Consider the following 15686-nt stretch of genomic DNA (forward strand, 5'->3'; position numbering starts at 1 on the left):
GCCTGGCCCGTCTTTTCGCATGCTATAAATGATCGGGCGAGCGTCATTCGTAATTGGTGAAACGCGCTTCCGGCGGCGGCGGCGGGGGCAACGGCGTATAGCCCGCCACGCTGGAGCGGAACGCGGAAATCAGCCCGTTGTCGACGCTCGACAAGCCCTTGAACGTCAACTGCGCGAGAAACCGCGTGCTCGACTGATTCTGCCCCGACGTATTCAGACCGTTCGCATAGCGCTGAATCCCGGCGCCGAGCGTCCAGCAGTCGGCGTCGTATTGCAGGCCGACCAGACCGTCGACGATCCGATGCCCGCCCAGGTCGTAATTGAACCGGCCTACGCCGTACACACGGTGCGTCAGCGGCCATTGCCCCGAAATCAGCATCTGGTTGATCGGCTGGTTGTCCAGCGTGGTGTTCGCGCGCGTGTAGCGATACGCGACGTTGATCACCTTGCCGCTCGCCGGACTGAACCCGAAGCCGATGCTCGTCTTCGTCAACTGGTTGTTGTCGGCATTATATTGGAACGCCGTTTCCGACGCGAAACCGGCGCCGAGCTTGAGTGACGCACCTGCGATCAGGTCCGAATGCGTGGCCTGTGTGCTGGTCTGCGTAGGCAGCAGCGTGACGCGCTGATCCTGGAAGTAATACTGCTGCGCGATCACGAAGCGCGCGCGTTCGTCGCCCGTGGCCGGGTTGATGAAGCGCGTGGTGATCGCCGCGGTCAGACGGTTCGCGTCGGCGATCCGGTCATTACCGACGAAGGTGTTCGGCGTGAAGATTTCCGCCAGCCCGAAGTCGGAGTCGGCCGTATCGAACAGCGGCGCGTTTTCCTGGTTGCGGTACGGCGTGTAGACGTAGTAGAGCCGCGGCTCCAGCGTCTGGATGTAATCCTCGCCGAAGATCCGCACCGAACGGTCGAAAATCAGCCCGGTGTCGAAGGAGAGCGTCGGGATCGACTCGGTGAAATTCTTCGGCGTACCGGGTGTAGCGATATTGTTCAGGTTGTACGACGCAAAGTGCCACTGCACCTTCGGCGTCACGAAGTAACCTGGCCCGACGACCGAATACGAGAGGTACGGGTTGAACATCACCCGCTGACCTTGCGTCATGTCCGCGGTGGTGATGCGGAAATTCGTGTAGTCGGCTTCCGCGCCGTAGTCGAAGCCGCCGACGTTGTACTTCGCGTACTTCACGTTCAACTGCGGCTCGCGGCCGTACGGCGCCACCGAAGGCGTCAGCGTCTGCCAGTGTTGCTCGCGGGCGAGCACGGACCACGGCCCGTTGTTATAGGTTAACCCGGCTTCCTGTTGATACAGGAGCTGGGTGCCGTTCATGAACTGACTGACCGACGACGACAGATCTTCCGGATACGTGTTGTCCGAGACCTTGTTGTAGTAGATATAACCGCCGAACCCGTTGCCGAAGTTCTGGTTGTGCTGGATATACAGCGCGTAGCGGTTGGTATGGGTCAGGTGATCGTCTGGCAGGAACTCGCCGGTGATCGAGCCAGAATACGTAGGCGACAGATAACGGAAGGTCGACTGCAACTGCACGCCGCGCTTCGAGATCAGCCGTGGCGTCACGGTCAGGTCGCGATTCGGCGCGATGTTGAAGTAGTACGGCACCGACAGTTCGAAGCCATTCGACGAACTGAGCGAGAACGTGGGCGGCAGGACGCCGCTGCGCCGTTCGCCCGACAGCGGGAACGACAGCCACGGCGAAGCGAACACCGGCAGGCCCTGGAAGAACAGCACGCTGTTGTACGCGACGCCTTCGTCCGCACCGGTGTCGAAATCGAACTCGCTGCCCTTGATATACCAGGCGGGATTGTCCGTGCACGAGCACGCCGTGTAGGTGCCCTTCGTGAATACCGAACGCTCGTTGTCGAGCAGGTCGACGCGCTCCGCGCTGCCCGAGCCGCCCGTCACGTTGAAGTGGTACTTCGGCGCGGACATGAAGCCTTCGCTCGAATCCACCCGCATGTGCGCTTCCGGGCCGGCGAACGTGGCGCCGTTGTTGTTCAGGTGAACCTGGCCGTAAGCGTCGGCCATGTCCGTGTCCTGATCGTAGTGCAGCGCGTCGGCCTTGAGCACGAACGTGTTACGCCGCACCTCGGCCGAGCCTTTGGCGGCCATGTCCTGGTCGGTGGTGCCGCTCGTCGTGTCGCCGAGTATGAAGGTGGCCGGCTTCTGGCCCGCCTGCAACGGATGCTCTTCGAGCTGCGGGGCGAGTTGCATGCCCCACGGCGCGTCGATAGGCTGCGGCTGCGCGGCCTCCCCCACCAACTGGGCGTGCGCAAGCGCGGGCATCAGGCCCGGAACGGCGATCAACGCCGCGACGAGCCGCCTTTTGCGCGGCACTACGGCACAAGAGGGAGTCGTTTGGGAAAGCTGTCTAGGCGGCATGTATCGTTTGGCGAATCGGCCCGTCCATCAGCTTCTGTAGTCACGATCCACCGCCTGCACACCCCGACCGTGACAGTCGGCTGTACATCAATATTTACAATCTGTCGAACGATGAGGCGGGCGGTAAAGCGGAACACGCAAAAGCTGGCGTGAGTCGCGTCAAAAAAGTCGTGGGGTATTATATGGCAAGACGTTGTCCCCCTGAATTTGCCGCCGGTTTTCATGACGCTGCCCCCTGCTAAAAACGCTCCCCAGAATTCCACCGACAGCCGCCTCGAATTGCTCAAGGCCTGGCTGAACGCCCACGCAGCGCGCTATGCGCTCGATCTCGACACGCTTCTCCCGGCTTCGTCCGACGCCAGTTTTCGCCGCTATTTCCGGCTCGCCGGTAAGGCGGCGGAAGGCGAAAGCGTCGGCACCCTGATCGCCGTCGATGCCCCGCCGCCCGAAAAGTGCCGCGAATTTGTGCAGGTCGCGCAGTTGCTCGGCGCCGCCAACGTACATGTGCCGCGCGTGCTGGAGGTCGATTTCGACGCCGGCTTCATGCTCGTCACCGACCTGGGCACCGATTCGTACCTCGGCGCGCTGACCGAGGCGCAACGCGGCGATGACCCGCGCCGGGCCCGCACGCTGATGCGCGACGCGCTCGACGCGCTGATCCGCTGGCAGCTCACGTCGCGTGAAGACGTGCTGCCCCCGTTCGACGAAGCCTTCCTGCGCCGCGAGATGGAGTTGCTGCCGGAGTGGTTCATTGGCCGCCATCTGGGCCGCGAGGTCGACGAGAAGACCCGTGCGCTGCTCGATCGCACCTTCGCGCTGCTGATCGCCAGCGCCCGGGCGCAACCGCAGGTGTTCATGCTGCGCGATTTCATGCCGCGCAATCTGATGGTTGCAGCCCTGCCGAACCCCGTGAATCCCGGCGTGCTGGACTTCCAGGACGCGGTATACGGCCCGATCACGTACGACGTCGCCTCGTTGCTGCGCGATGCGTTCCTCAGCTGGGACGAAGAGTTCGAGCTGGATTGCTTCGTGTACTACTGGGAGCGCGCGAAAAAAGCGGGCCTGCCGGTCGATCCGGATTTCGGCGAGTTCTACCGCCAGCTCGAATGGATGGGGCTGCAGCGGCACATCAAGGTGCTGGGGCTGTTCTGCCGGATCAATTACCGCGACGGCAAACCGCATTACATGAAAGATCTGCCGCGTTTCATCGGCTATGCCCGCAAGGTCGCGGAGCGCTACGCGCCGCTGCGCCCGTTCGCGAAACTGCTCGACGAGCTCGAAGGCCGCGCGAATGAAGTCGGCTACACGTTCTGACCGATGACGATGTCTTTGAAGAAAGCGATGATTTTCGCCGCCGGGCGCGGCGAGCGCATGCGTCCGTTGACCGACACGTGCCCGAAGCCTTTGCTCGAAGTGGGCGGCAAGCCGTTGATCGTCTGGCAGATCGAACGCCTCGCGCGTGCCGGCTTTCAAACCATTGTGATCAATCACGCGTGGCTCGGCGAGCGGATCGAAGCCGCGCTCGCCGACGGTTCGCGCTGGGGCGTACAACTGCGCTATTCCGCCGAGCATGAAGCACTGGAGACGGCGGGCGGGATCGTGCAGGCGCTGCCGTTGCTCGAAGACGATGGCAAGAGCGAAGTATTCGTCGCAGTAAGCGGCGACGTGTACGCGGATTTCGACTACGCCGCGCTGAGTGCTCGCGCTGAGACGCTGGCGGCAGGGCACGAGCCCGGCATGCATCTGGTGATGGTGCCGAACCCTGCGTTTCATCCGGGCGGCGACTTTGCTCTGGTCGACGGCGTGCTGTCTCTCGACGCGCAACCGCGCTTCACGTTCGGCAATATCGGGCTCTACGACACGCGCATGTTTCGCGATCTGCCGCGCGGCACGCGGCGCGCGCTCACGCCTTACTATCGCGAAACGATTGCCCGCGGTCTCGCGAGCGGGGAGTTGTATGAGGGCTTGTGGGAAAACGTCGGCACGCCCGCGCAACTGCAGGCGTTGGATCAGCGCTTGAGCGCACGCTGAGCGCTCACCGCCCGCTATCCCCCGCGCCCACCGTTTCCGCCGACTCCGGCGCCTGTGCGGCACGTTGCTGCTGCAACGCCCACATCTGCGCGAACAACCCGTTCGCGCGCAACAACTCGGCGTGCGTCCCGCGCTCGACGATCCGCCCTTTATCCATCACGATGATCTGCTGCGCGTGCACCACCGTTGAAAGCCGGTGCGCGATGATCAGCGTCGTACGATCGCGGGCGATCTGATCGAGTTCGTGCTGGATCGCGCGCTCGGAACGCGAATCGAGCGCTGAGGTCGCCTCGTCGAACAGCAGGATCGGCGGATTCTTGAGGATGGTCCGCGCAATCGCGACGCGCTGCTTTTCTCCGCCGGACAATTTCAGGCCACGCTCGCCGACCGCTGTTTCGTATCCCTTCGGCAACCCTTCGATGAAGTCGTGAATATGCGCCGCACGCGCCGCCGCGATCACTTCCTCGCGCGTGGCCGACGGCCGGCCGTAAGCGATGTTGTAGTAGATCGAATCGTTGAACAGCACCGTGTCCTGCGGCACGATGCCGATCGAAGCACGCAGCGAATCCTGCGTGACGTCGCGAATATCCTGACCGTCGATGGTGATCGCGCCACCCGTCGCGCGGTCCAGATCGTAGAAGCGGAACATCAGCCGCGCGAGCGTCGACTTGCCCGAACCGCTATGGCCGACCACCGCCGTGGTGCCGCCGGCCGGAATCGTAAAGCTCACGTCGTGCAGAATCTGCCGCGCCGGCTCATACGCGAAGTTCACCCGCTCAAAGCGCACCTGTGCACCGCTCACCCGCAACTCGGGCGCGTCCGGCACATCGGGCACTTCCTGGGCCGCGCCGAGCAGCGTGAACATACGATCCATATCGGTCAGGCTTTGCTTCAGTTCGCGATACACGACGCCGAGAAAATTTAGCGGAATGTAGAGTTGCAACATGAAGGTGTTGATCAGCACCAGATCGCCGAGCGTGAGGCGCCCGGCCATCACACCTTGGGTCGCGCGCCACAGAATGAACACGAGCCCGGTGCCGATGATCGCCTGTTGCCCGAAGTTCAGCGCCGACAAGGAACGCTGCGATTTGATCGCGGCCGTGCGATAGCGTTTGAGGTTTTCGTCGTAACGGTGGGCTTCCCACTCTTCATTGCCGAAGTACTTCACGGTCTCGTAGTTGAGCAGCGAATCGATTGCGCGCGAATTCGCCTTTGAATCGAGATCGTTCATGGTGCGCCGAAAATGCGTGCGCCACTCGGTGACTTTCACGGTGAACGTGATGTACACGGCGAGCGCAATGAACGTGACGATCGCGTAATACGCCTCGTATTTGACGACGAAAAATCCCAGCACGAGACCGACTTCGACCAGCGTCGGCAGGATGCTGTACAGCGAATACGAAATCAGTTGCGTGATGCCGCGTGTGCCGCGTTCGATATCGCGCGACATGCCGCCGGTCTGCCGATCGAGATGGAACCGCAAGGACAGCGCATGCAAATGGCGGAACACCTTCAGTGCAAGCTGGCGCACCGCGCTTTCGGTCACCTTCGCAAACAGGATTTCGCGCAGCTCGGTGAACAGCGAAGTGGACAGCCGGACCACCGCATAGGCGACCACCAGCAAACCGACGCCGCCCAGCAGAACGATCGCCGGCGAATCGTGCGCGCGGCCAAGCGCGGTGAGATGTTGCACCGACGCGAGGCTGTCGACGATCCGTTTCATCACGATCGGCACGCCGAGATTGGCGACCTTCGCGCCGATCAGGCAGCTCAGCGCAAAGCCGACGCGCCATTTATAGGTGGCAAGGTAGGGCAGCAGCGACAGGATCGTTTGCCAGTCGTTGCGGGGCTGGGTGGAGATCGGGGAAGGTTCGGGCGAGGGCGTACGGCGCATGGGATCGGCTGGGGAGAGTATGGAAGCGACGGAGTTCGCAGCGGCGCGCCGACCGGCAGCGTGCCAACCCGGCACCTTGCTCCATGTCGCGCGACCCGGCTGGGCGCTTTCCCGTACAATTCCTGATCTTTATATTGTCGCAGAAGCTGGCTGGCGCCGCTTTTCATGGGCCGTCCGGCCGCCGGTTGCACGTGGGCCGTGCCGCTGTGTGATGCAGTTGTCGTGAAATCCCCGCGCCTGCTGGTCGAACCGACCGAGCCATTACGAATTTCAAGGGTGTCCCGATGACCAATCTCCTTCAACTTCCGCAAAAGCATTGCGCGCTGCGCGTCGTGCCGCAACCGTCGGACGCGAATGTCCATGGCGACGTGTTCGGCGGCTGGATCATGGCGCAAGTGGATATTGCCGGTTCGATTCCGGCAAGCCGCCGTGCCAACGGGCGGGTGGCGACCATCGCGGTCAATTCGTTCGTCTTCAAGCAGCCGGTGTTCGTCGGCGATCTGCTCAGCTTCTACGCGGATATCATCAAGACGGGCAACACCTCGGTCACGGTGGAAGTTGAGGTCTACGCGCAGCGCATGAGCCTGACCGAAGACCTCGTGAAGGTCACCGAGGCGACCCTGACCTACGTCGCAACCGACAGCGACCGGCGTCCGCGCGCGCTGCCCGTGCTGGACTGAGAGGCGGTCACTGAACGAAAACGAGGCGCTTGGGCGCCTCGTTTAGTTTCACACGTCGTGTATGCCGGGTTGCGTTTGCAAACCGCGTTTGCCGGGTTGCGTTTGCAAGCCTGCGCCGGCCATGAATCTTCCGGCGCACGCACCAGCCACCTTGAAGCCGGCGAACGCCATCCGGCTCGCGGCCCTTACTGGCTCGCTGCCGCGGCGGCCGCCGCCTTCTTCTGCGCGTTCTGCAGATCCGTCGGATAGTTCGGATCATTGCGCGACGGGTTGTACCCGTTGCTCTCCAACTGCTTCAACTCGGCATTCTTCTTAGCCCGCGCCTGCTTGCGGGCGGCCTTGCGCTCGGCCTTGGTCGTGGTTGCCTTGGAGGCGGCCACCGGCTTGGCGGCATCGGAGTCCGCGCCGGCCGGTCCGCCCCCACCGCCGCCGCTTTGCGCGAACGCCGGTGCAGCGGAAGCCACACTCAGTACAACCGATGCCAGCAGCACAGCCCATTTTTTTGCAGGTGAAGAAGTCATTTTTCTCTCCAGTCGGATTGGCAGATATTCGACGGCGAAACGCCCATGACCGAGTACGAGCAGCGAAAAGCGGGCGCAACGCCACCTGAATCGATGCTTCGTGGTTCCCAGCGAACTCTGTGATGGGAATCCCGAATATATACGACTGCCACGCGCCCGGAAACCGCTTTGCGCGGTGAAACGCCACCTAAGTGCCCCGCGAGTGCTGCCGGAGTGCCGCCCGAACGGCGCGAGACGATACTGGCGTTCAGCACCGGGCAGTGAGGGGCAAGATCGGCTTCATGTAAGAAATTCCGACGTAAACCGTCGATTAATGTCGCTTTTTTGCCTTGCCGGGCGCTTTAATCTATTGGTCTAATGCATCAGAAGCACCGTCTGGCAAGCGAACAGCCACCTACTCACCCGCTCAGGCCAGCCCTATAAATCTTCTAACGGAAATGAGATGAAACTGATCGGAATGCTGGATTCGCCGTACGTACGCCGCGTCGCTATCTGCATGAAGTTGCTGAAGCTCGACTTCGAGCACCAGTCGATTTCCGTGTTCAGCACGTATGAGGCGTTCGCGAAGATCAACCCGGTTGTGAAAGCGCCGACATTGATTCTCGACAACGGTCAGAGCGTGATGGACTCAACCGTGATCCTGCAGTACCTCGCCACGCTCGCCGCGCCGGATCAGCGGATCTTCCCGTCACAGCCGGCATACTGCCTGCGCGCCGCACGCCTCACGGGCCTGGCGCTGGCCGCTTGCGAAAAGACCGTGCAAATCGTCTACGAACGCAATCTGCGGCCGGCGGAGAAACAGCATGAGCCGTGGGTCAATCGCGTGACCGAGCAATTGCTCGCCGCTTACCGCGAACTCGAAGAGGAACTCGCGTCGGCCCCGTTGCCGGTCGAACCGAACCATTTTGGCGCGGTGGACGTGACGGTGGCCGTCGCGTGGAATTTCACGCAGATGTTCCTGTCGGAGATCGTCGCCAAGGCGGCGCATCCACGCTTGCAGGCGTTTTCCGAGGTCGCCGAACAGCTACCGGTGTTCCTCGACACGCCTGCTGTCTGAGGTACGCCTAGCGGAAAACGTGAAACGGGAAGCGGAACTACACCGTCTCAGCTTCCCGCCCCACCCCGCCCTGGAACAACTCGGAGATCGCGTCGGTCGACAACGGCTTCGCGAAGTAGAAACCCTGCATCTCGTCGCACGCACGTTCCTTCAGAAAGTCGAGTTGCGCCGACGTCTCCACGCCTTCCGCGATCACCTGCAATTTCAGCGAATGCGCGAGCGCGATGATCGCCGATGTGATCGTTTCATCGTCGCCCGACACGCCAATATCCGACACGAACGAGCGGTCGATCTTCAAGCGGTCCACCGGAAAACGCTTCAGATAACTGAGACTCGAATAACCCGTGCCGAAGTCGTCGATGGCGAGGCCAATGCCAAGCGCGTGCAACTCGTTGAGCATCAATACCGCCTCTTCGGCATTGCGCATGATGGTGCTTTCGGTGAGTTCGAGTTCGAGATACTGCGGTTCGAGCCCAGTCTCGGCCAGCACCTGCATGACGAGTTTCGCAATGTCCCGCTGCTGAAAAACGCGCGCCGACAGATTCACCGACACCCGCGCCGGCGGCAAGCCTTCGTCCTGCCACGCCTTGTTCTGGCGGCACGCCTCGCGCAATACCCACTCCGACAGCGGCCCGATCAGGCCGCTCTCTTCGGCGACCGGAATGAACAGCGACGGCAGCACCAGGCCGACCTCCGGATCGTGCCAGCGCACCAGCGCCTCGGTGCCGACGATCTGCCCGCTCACGATATCCACCTGCGGCTGGTAGTGCAGCAGGAATTCGTTGTCGCGCAACGCACGGCGCAAACGCCGTTCGAGATTCAGGCGCGCGCCCGCGCTCGCGTTCATCTCCGGCTGATAGAACTGGAACGTATTGCGGCCCATGTCCTTCGCGCGATACATCGCGAGGTCGGCCTTTTTCATCAGCGTTTCCGCGTCTTCGCCATCCTGCGGGAAGAGGCTCGCGCCCATGCTGCAGCCGACATACAACTCGGTACCGTCGAGCCACACCGGCTCTGAAATCGATGCGCGCACCCGCTCCATCCACGCGATCAGCGATTGTTCGTCGACGGTATCGGTCATCACGATCACGAACTCGTCGCCGCCATGCCGCGCGACCGTGTCGCTGGTTCGCGTGCAACGTGCGAGCCGCTCGGCCACCACGCTCAGCAAGCGATCGCCAACGCTATGGCCGAGGCTGTCGTTGACGTTCTTGAAGCCGTCCAGGTCCATGAACACGACCGCGACGCCCTTGTGATGGCGCTGTGCAACGATCAAGGCATGCTGCAGGCGATCGCGCAGCAGGTTGCGATTCGGCAGCCGCGTGAGGCTGTCGTAGTTGGCCTGATATTCGAGCTGTTCCTGATAGCGCATCAGATCCGTCACATCATTGATCACGCCAATGTGATGCGTAATCACGCCTTCCGCGTTCGGCACCGGTGCGATGAACAGTTGATTCCAGAACAGCGCGCCGTCCTTGCGGTAGTTACGCACGACGGCGCTCACCTCGCGGTTCGCGGCAAGCGCCTGGCGAATCAACGCGACGCCTTCCTGGTCACGATCGTCGCGCTGCAGCACACGGCAGTCGTGACCGATCACTTCGGCGGGATCGTAGCCGGTGATACGCATGAACGCGGGGTTCACGTATTCGATCAGATTGCCCGACGGCGACGGCGCGGTAATCAGAATCGCGTTGACGCTGGCATCGAGCGCGCGGCTTTGCAGACGCAAGGCCAGATCGGCGCGCTTGCGTTCGGTGATATCCGTGTAGGAACCGAGCACGCCGATCACGCGGCCATCGCCGTCGGTGAACGGCAGCTTGCTGGTGACCGTGGTGCGGTGCACGCCGTCGATGATGATATCGACCTCGAAATTCATCTTCGGCACGCCTGTGCTCACCACCTCTTTATCGTGCTCGTTCAGCAGGTCGGCGAAGGCGCGCCACGGCATATCGCTATCGCTCTTGCCCACCACCTGCTCGGGGTACGAGAGCCCCGCGTCGCGCGCGAACGCCATATTGCAGCCGAGATAGTGCGACGCCTGATCCTTCCAGAAAATGCGCTGCGGAATGTTGTCGATCACCGTTTCGAGCATCTGGTTCGAACGCTGCGCTTCGGCTTCGGCGTTGATCTGTTCGGTGACGTCGTCGGCCAGCACGAAGAACGCGGCGCGGCCCATGAAGCTGAGCGCGTGATATGAAATGTCGGCGCTGATCGTCGAGCCGTCCTTGCGCCGGTGATGCCAGACACCCGCCATCGTGCGGCCGTGGTGCAGGACATCGCTGCGCTGCAGGTGCGATTCGAGGCGCGAGATTTCGGAATTCGGCCGGATCGCGCGGATCGTCATACCGAGAAATTCGCTTTCGGTGTAGCCATATTGCTGGATCGCGGCCGCGTTGACGGCGAGAAAGCGCAGCGTCTCGCGATCAAAAATGTACATCGGCACCGGATGTTCATCGAACAGGCCACGGAAGCGCTCGTCATTGCGGCCCAGCGCGCGGACGGAGCGCAGTTTCTCGCGCGCGCGGCTTTCGCGGGCGCCGAAGGTGAAGATCAGGAGCGCGCTGCCGGCCAGCATCGTCACGATCAGCAGAAACATCGCGCGCTGTGTTTCGTTCGCTGAGGTCGCGAGCGACGCCTGCAACGCCCCATTCTCCTGCTTGCGCAACGCCGCCAGGCCCTCTTCCACGCGGCCGAGGCCCAGCCCCAGATGCGTATAGGTCGACGCAGCCCACGCGCGCGACTCGTTCGGCGTGGCGCTGGCGCTCTTCAACAGCGCATCGTCGATGTCGTGTTGCAGCGCATGACTGTCCGCGCTCAGCCTGGCAAGCGTGCCGAGCATGTCCGGTTCGCCGGCGAGCTCCTTGCGCAGCTCGCGCTCCAGACCGGCCAGCGACGCCGCCATCGCGGCGGCCTCGTTGACAGGCGCGGCCTCACCCGACGCCTCGAAACGGCCGAGCGCGGCCAGGCCGCCGTCAAGCGCCGTATGGTAGGCGTCGAGATTCTGACGCACGTTCGTCGAACGCAGCATGCGCGCGTCGGCGTCGCGCTGGCCGCAAATCTGCGTGTAGGCGACGAACGCGTTCGCGCCGACCGCTGCGGCGACGACCGCCAGATTGATCAGCAGCCGCTTCGATAAAAAAGGAGTCATGGGTTCCGAACGTCGATCGTTCTGAGGGCGGGAGCGCGGGACCGCTTTCGGTGCGTCGGGTCACATCGAGTCTTTTTACGCGCCAACCCATGGATAACGGCAGGGTTCGGAACAGATTGAGGGTGCCCGGGAGAAAAATTTCGCGGGGCGGGGGGCGCGGCTTCAACGCGCGCGTGCGCGGTGGCCGCTTCGGGGCTGAGTGCGGCGGCGGGTTCGTAGTTTCAGGCGGGTAGATCTAGCCGGTCGCACCTAGCCGGCCGCACCTAGCCGGCCGCACCAAATTCCTTCATCGCGGGAACGAAGTCGTGGTTGCTTTCCGGCTTGCGCGACAATTTGGAGAGCACGTAGCGCTTGAACGGCTCGAGTTCGGCCCACTGCGCGACGCCGGGTGTGGGCAGGCCGGCCAGTCCCGCCTGATGAACCACGCCATCCGGTACGGCATCCGTGCGGCGCCAGACGGGCGCTTCCTCGGGCGTGAACCACTCCGGCTCGATATTCGCGTGGGTGCGCAGCATCTCAAACAGTGCGTGATCGAAATTCGGCTCAATTTCCGCGTCTTCTTCGACCGGAAAACGTGCCAGCAGCTTGCGGTCTTCGAGCGGCAGCAGTTGCCACTGCGCGAGCGTGATGCGCAACCCGAAGCGATCGAGATTGAAGCGCACCGACATCGGGATGAAGGTGAAATTCTCCGAGGACGCGACTTCGAAGTTGAACAGAAGCGGTGCTTCGTTGAGTCCCATGACAGTATTCCCCTTTGGTGGCGGGCAACGCGCAAGCCCAGCTTGAGGTATTTTAGAACCTTATTCGCGCGATAGCGGCGTGGTCTGGCGCTGCTTCGCGCCGCCGCGCAAGGCTGCAAGCCACGCAAACGCGCGCAACACGAAAGGAGTGAGGTCGCTTGAACGAACTGGAAACAGCCGGGCAGCCGGGCGCGGTGGAGCGCCAGGTGCATCGGCATCGCGGCGCGGCGGTCGAAACCGTCACCGATCACGTTGGTCAGGAATGGCCGGTGGCGCTCGTCTTCAACGGCATCTCGCACGCGGTAATGATGTGCACGCCGCGCGATCTGGAAGCGTTCGCGGTCGGTTTTGCGATTTCGGAAGGGATCGTGGAACGCGGCAGCGACATTCAGGACATCGAGGTCGAACTGCACGACGACGACGAATTGCCGCATGCCGAAGTGCAATTGAAAGTGGTGCAGCAGGCTTTCGTCGCGCTGAAGGAAAAGCGCCGCGCGCTCGCCGGGCGCACCGGTTGCGGCGTATGCGGGATCGAAAGCATCGATCTGCTGGACCTGAATCCGGAGCGCGTGCCGGACACTGGCTTTCTGCAACGCCTCGCGCCGGATGCGATCGCTCGTGCCGCGCGCGAATTGCCGGAACACCAGGCGCTGACGCGTCTGACCGGCGGCCTGCATGCCGCGGCATGGTGCGATGCGGCAGGCGCGATCCGCTACGCGTTCGAAGACGTCGGGCGCCACAACGCGCTCGACAAGCTGATCGGCCAGCTGGTGCTCGACCGCGTGGATACCAAGGAAGGTTTTGTGTTTCTGTCGAGCCGCGCCAGCTACGAGCTGGTGCGCAAGGCTGCGCGTGTCGACATACCGATGGTCGCGACGATTTCAGCGCCTTCTTCGCTGGCGATTGCGATTGCCCGCAAAGCGGGCGTACGGCTTGTCAGCTTCTGCCGGGAAACCAGCTACGTCGACTACGACACCTTGCAGCCGACGCAAGCTTGAACAGCCGCCGCCTCTTCTAACGCGCGAAACATTTTCAGGCACCGTCAGGCGCCTGAACTCAGCCGGTCAGTCGAACTGCCGGAAGTCTGGCTTGCGCTTCTCGAAGAACGCCTTGAACGCCTCACGCGCTTCCGGCGCGAGCAGCATCTTGCCGAAGTGCACCACTTCCTCGGTCATCTGCGTTTGCAGTTCCTGGTAGCTGGCGCGCTTCATCAGACTCTTGGTCACCCGCAACGACGACGCGGGCAGCGACGCCAGCTTGGCCGCTTGCGCAGCGGCGAATGCTTCGACTTCAGCCGCGGGCAGCACGCGATTCACGAAGCCCATGCGGTGCGCTTCGGCAGCGTCGAATGCCTCGCCGAGCAGCAGCTTTTCCGCTGCGGACTGATAACCGGCCACGCGCTGCAACAGCAGGCTCGAAGCCGCTTCCGGACACAACCCGAGTTGCGTGAACGGCAGCGAAAAACTCGCCGTATCCGCGGCATAGACCAGATCGCAGTGCAGCAGGAGCGTCGTGCCGACGCCGATTGCCGGCCCCGCCACGGAGGCCACCAGCGGCTTTTCCGCCGAACAGATCGCACGCAGGAACTGGAATACCGGAGAGTCTTCGCCGCCAGGCGGCCGTTTCATGAAGTCTTCGAGATCGTTGCCGGCGCTGAAAATGCCGGCGCTGCCGCGAATCAGAATCGCCCGGATCGATGCATCGCCCTGCGCTTCAACCAAAGCGTCGGCCATCGTCTGATACATCGCGGCCGTGATCGCATTTTTCCTGTCGGGCCGGTTGAAGGCAATCGTCAGCACGCCGTTGGCGCGCTCGACCAGAATATCCATTGTCATCTCCTCGTACTCCTGGTTGCTGCTGAATGGAAAAACGGTTCGCAAGCCAGCTGGCCTGCGAACCGTTTCTGCGGTCCCTGGCGGATCACCGCAGGAATCTCCGCGGCGATCATTGCCGGGGTCCCCGCCAACATCGCTGTGGGGACCACCGCGGGGACCATGGCAAACATGATTACAGACGTTCGATGATGCCCGCCGCGCCCATGCCGGTGCCGACGCACATCGTCACCATGCCGTACTTGAAGTTGCGGCGGCGCAGGCCGTGTACAACCGTCGATGCACGAATCGCGCCCGTCGCGCCGAGCGGATGGCCGAGTGCGATCGCGCCGCCGAGCGGGTTGATCTTCGACGGATCGAGGCCGAGGTCCTGGATCACCGCCAGCGATTGCGCGGCGAACGCTTCGTTCAGCTCGATCCAGTCCATGTCGTCGATCTTCAGGCCGGCGGCCTTCAGTGCGGCCGGGATCGCTTCCTTCGGACCGATACCCATGATTTCCGGCGGCACGCCGCGCACGGCGAAGCTGACGAAACGGGCGAGCGGCGTCAGGTTGAATTCCTTCAGCATCTTTTCCGACACGACGATCAATGCGCCCGCGCCGTCCGACGTCTGCGAGCTGTTGCCCGCCGTCACCGAACCCTTGTTCGCGAACACCGCGCGCAGTTTCGCCAGACCTTCCAGCGACGTTTCCGCACGCGGGCCTTCGTCGAGCGCGACTTCACGGGTCTTCACCCGCACTTCGCCGGTGGCGAGGTCGGGGAAACGCTCGGTGATCGTGTACGCGGCGATTTCGTCGTTGAACTCGCCGGCTTGCTGCGCGGCGATGGCGCGGCGATGCGATTCGACCGAGAACGCGTCTTGCGCTTCGCGGCTGATCTTCCAGCGCTCGGCGACCTTTTCCGCGGTCAGGCCCATGCCGTAGGCGATACCGATGTCTTCGTTACGATCGAAGATGTGCGGCGACATCGACGGCTTGTTGCCCATCATCGGCACCATGCTCATCGATTCGCAGCCGCCCGCGATCATCGCGTCCGATTCGCCGACGCGGATGCGATCAGCCGCCATAGCCAGCGCGGTCAGGCCCGACGCGCAGAAGCGGTTCACCGTGACGCCGCCCACCGTATTCGGCAGGCCCGCCAGCAGTGCGCCCATCCGCGCGACGTTCAGACCTTGCTCGGCCTCCGGAATCGCACAGCCGATGATGGCGTCTTCGATCACCTTGGTGTCGAGGCCAGGCACTTGCGCCACAGCCGATTTGATCGCGTGCACCAGCAGTTCGTCCGGGCGCGTGTTCTTGAACATCCCGCGCGGCGCCTTGCCGATCGGCGTGCGGCTCGCGGCGACGATGTATGCGTCTTGCAATTGCTTTGTCATTTAAAGC

The 15686-nt window shown here is 62.9% G+C and carries 12 protein-coding genes; 5 read left to right on the forward strand and 7 right to left on the reverse strand.

The window, feature by feature from the left end; all coding sequences use genetic code 11:
- Nucleotides 1–43: 43 nt before the first annotated feature.
- The gene (locus PQQ95_RS03965) at nucleotides 44–2401 is read right to left on the reverse strand and encodes an LPS-assembly protein LptD (RefSeq protein WP_408435084.1); all 2358 of its coding nucleotides are present in this window, start codon (nucleotides 2399–2401) and stop codon (nucleotides 44–46) included.
- 222 nt (nucleotides 2402–2623) lie between these two features.
- Between PQQ95_RS03965 and PQQ95_RS03970 the strand changes: the two genes are divergently transcribed.
- A complete protein-coding gene (locus PQQ95_RS03970) occupies nucleotides 2624–3715 on the forward strand; it encodes an aminoglycoside phosphotransferase family protein (RefSeq protein WP_408435086.1) in 1092 nt (363 codons plus the stop codon).
- Between the two features lie 3 nt (nucleotides 3716–3718).
- On the forward strand, nucleotides 3719–4432 hold the full coding sequence (gene murU, locus PQQ95_RS03975; protein WP_408435088.1) for an N-acetylmuramate alpha-1-phosphate uridylyltransferase MurU: 714 nt from the start codon (nucleotides 3719–3721) through the stop codon (nucleotides 4430–4432).
- 4 nt (nucleotides 4433–4436) lie between these two features.
- Here the strand turns inward: murU and PQQ95_RS03980 are convergent, their stop codons facing one another.
- Nucleotides 4437–6326: an ABCB family ABC transporter ATP-binding protein/permease gene (locus PQQ95_RS03980; protein WP_408435090.1), complete on the reverse strand. Its 1890-nt coding sequence runs from the start codon at nucleotides 6324–6326 to the stop codon at nucleotides 4437–4439.
- A gap of 284 nt (nucleotides 6327–6610) precedes the next feature.
- Here PQQ95_RS03980 and PQQ95_RS03985 point away from each other — a divergent pair, with 284 nt between their 5' ends.
- The gene (locus PQQ95_RS03985; protein ID WP_408435092.1) at nucleotides 6611–7006 is read left to right on the forward strand and encodes an acyl-CoA thioesterase; all 396 of its coding nucleotides are present in this window, start codon (nucleotides 6611–6613) and stop codon (nucleotides 7004–7006) included.
- Nucleotides 7007–7191: 185 nt separating this feature from the next.
- On the opposite strand, the gene PQQ95_RS03990 is transcribed toward PQQ95_RS03985, so the two are convergent.
- Nucleotides 7192–7527: a DUF4148 domain-containing protein gene (locus tag PQQ95_RS03990; protein ID WP_408435093.1), complete on the reverse strand. Its 336-nt coding sequence runs from the start codon at nucleotides 7525–7527 to the stop codon at nucleotides 7192–7194.
- A gap of 442 nt (nucleotides 7528–7969) precedes the next feature.
- Here PQQ95_RS03990 and PQQ95_RS03995 point away from each other — a divergent pair, with 442 nt between their 5' ends.
- Nucleotides 7970–8584, forward strand: coding sequence for a glutathione S-transferase (locus PQQ95_RS03995; protein ID WP_408435095.1), 615 nt, complete (start codon nucleotides 7970–7972; stop codon nucleotides 8582–8584).
- A 37-nt stretch (nucleotides 8585–8621) separates the two neighbouring features.
- Here PQQ95_RS03995 and PQQ95_RS04000 read toward each other — a convergent pair whose 3' ends face one another.
- The gene (locus tag PQQ95_RS04000) at nucleotides 8622–11732 is read right to left on the reverse strand and encodes a sensor domain-containing protein (RefSeq protein WP_408435097.1); all 3111 of its coding nucleotides are present in this window, start codon (nucleotides 11730–11732) and stop codon (nucleotides 8622–8624) included.
- Between the two features lie 263 nt (nucleotides 11733–11995).
- The gene (locus tag PQQ95_RS04005; protein ID WP_408435099.1) at nucleotides 11996–12472 is read right to left on the reverse strand and encodes a nitrate reductase associated protein; all 477 of its coding nucleotides are present in this window, start codon (nucleotides 12470–12472) and stop codon (nucleotides 11996–11998) included.
- 158 nt (nucleotides 12473–12630) lie between these two features.
- Here PQQ95_RS04005 and fdhD point away from each other — a divergent pair, with 158 nt between their 5' ends.
- Nucleotides 12631–13470, forward strand: coding sequence for a formate dehydrogenase accessory sulfurtransferase FdhD (fdhD, locus tag PQQ95_RS04010; protein ID WP_408435101.1), 840 nt, complete (start codon nucleotides 12631–12633; stop codon nucleotides 13468–13470).
- Nucleotides 13471–13536: 66 nt separating this feature from the next.
- Here the strand turns inward: fdhD and PQQ95_RS04015 are convergent, their stop codons facing one another.
- Together PQQ95_RS04015 and PQQ95_RS04020 are read right to left on the reverse strand one after the other, a co-directional pair.
- A complete protein-coding gene (locus tag PQQ95_RS04015) occupies nucleotides 13537–14307 on the reverse strand; it encodes an enoyl-CoA hydratase (RefSeq protein WP_408435103.1) in 771 nt (256 codons plus the stop codon).
- 172 nt (nucleotides 14308–14479) lie between these two features.
- Nucleotides 14480–15679 carry an acetyl-CoA C-acyltransferase gene (locus PQQ95_RS04020; protein WP_408435105.1) on the reverse strand — a complete coding sequence of 400 codons (1200 nt, stop codon included), beginning with the start codon at nucleotides 15677–15679 and terminating at the stop codon, nucleotides 14480–14482.
- Between the last annotated feature and the right edge of the window lie 7 nt (nucleotides 15680–15686).

The sequence above is a fragment of the Paraburkholderia caffeinilytica genome (assembly GCF_046030355.1).
GTDB lineage: Bacteria > Pseudomonadota > Gammaproteobacteria > Burkholderiales > Burkholderiaceae > Paraburkholderia > Paraburkholderia caffeinilytica_B.

Bases quoted from the DNA above. Each gene is read 5' to 3' on its own strand.
- PQQ95_RS03970 (WP_408435086.1), top strand. From the start codon at position 2,624: ATGACGCTGCCCCCTGCTAAAAACGCTCCCCAGAATTCCACCGACAGC.
- murU (WP_408435088.1), top strand. From the start codon at position 3,719: ATGACGATGTCTTTGAAGAAAGCGATGATTTTCGCCGCCGGGCGCGGC.
- PQQ95_RS04020 (WP_408435105.1), bottom strand. From the start codon at position 15,679: ATGACAAAGCAATTGCAAGACGCATACATCGTCGCCGCGAGCCGCACG.
- PQQ95_RS03980 (WP_408435090.1), bottom strand. From the start codon at position 6,326: ATGCGCCGTACGCCCTCGCCCGAACCTTCCCCGATCTCCACCCAGCCC.
- PQQ95_RS04000 (WP_408435097.1), bottom strand. From the start codon at position 11,732: ATGACTCCTTTTTTATCGAAGCGGCTGCTGATCAATCTGGCGGTCGTC.
- PQQ95_RS03990 (WP_408435093.1), bottom strand. From the start codon at position 7,527: ATGACTTCTTCACCTGCAAAAAAATGGGCTGTGCTGCTGGCATCGGTT.
- PQQ95_RS04005 (WP_408435099.1), bottom strand. From the start codon at position 12,472: ATGGGACTCAACGAAGCACCGCTTCTGTTCAACTTCGAAGTCGCGTCC.
- PQQ95_RS03995 (WP_408435095.1), top strand. From the start codon at position 7,970: ATGAAACTGATCGGAATGCTGGATTCGCCGTACGTACGCCGCGTCGCT.
- PQQ95_RS03985 (WP_408435092.1), top strand. From the start codon at position 6,611: ATGACCAATCTCCTTCAACTTCCGCAAAAGCATTGCGCGCTGCGCGTC.
- PQQ95_RS03965 (WP_408435084.1), bottom strand. From the start codon at position 2,401: ATGCCGCCTAGACAGCTTTCCCAAACGACTCCCTCTTGTGCCGTAGTG.
- PQQ95_RS04015 (WP_408435103.1), bottom strand. From the start codon at position 14,307: ATGACAATGGATATTCTGGTCGAGCGCGCCAACGGCGTGCTGACGATT.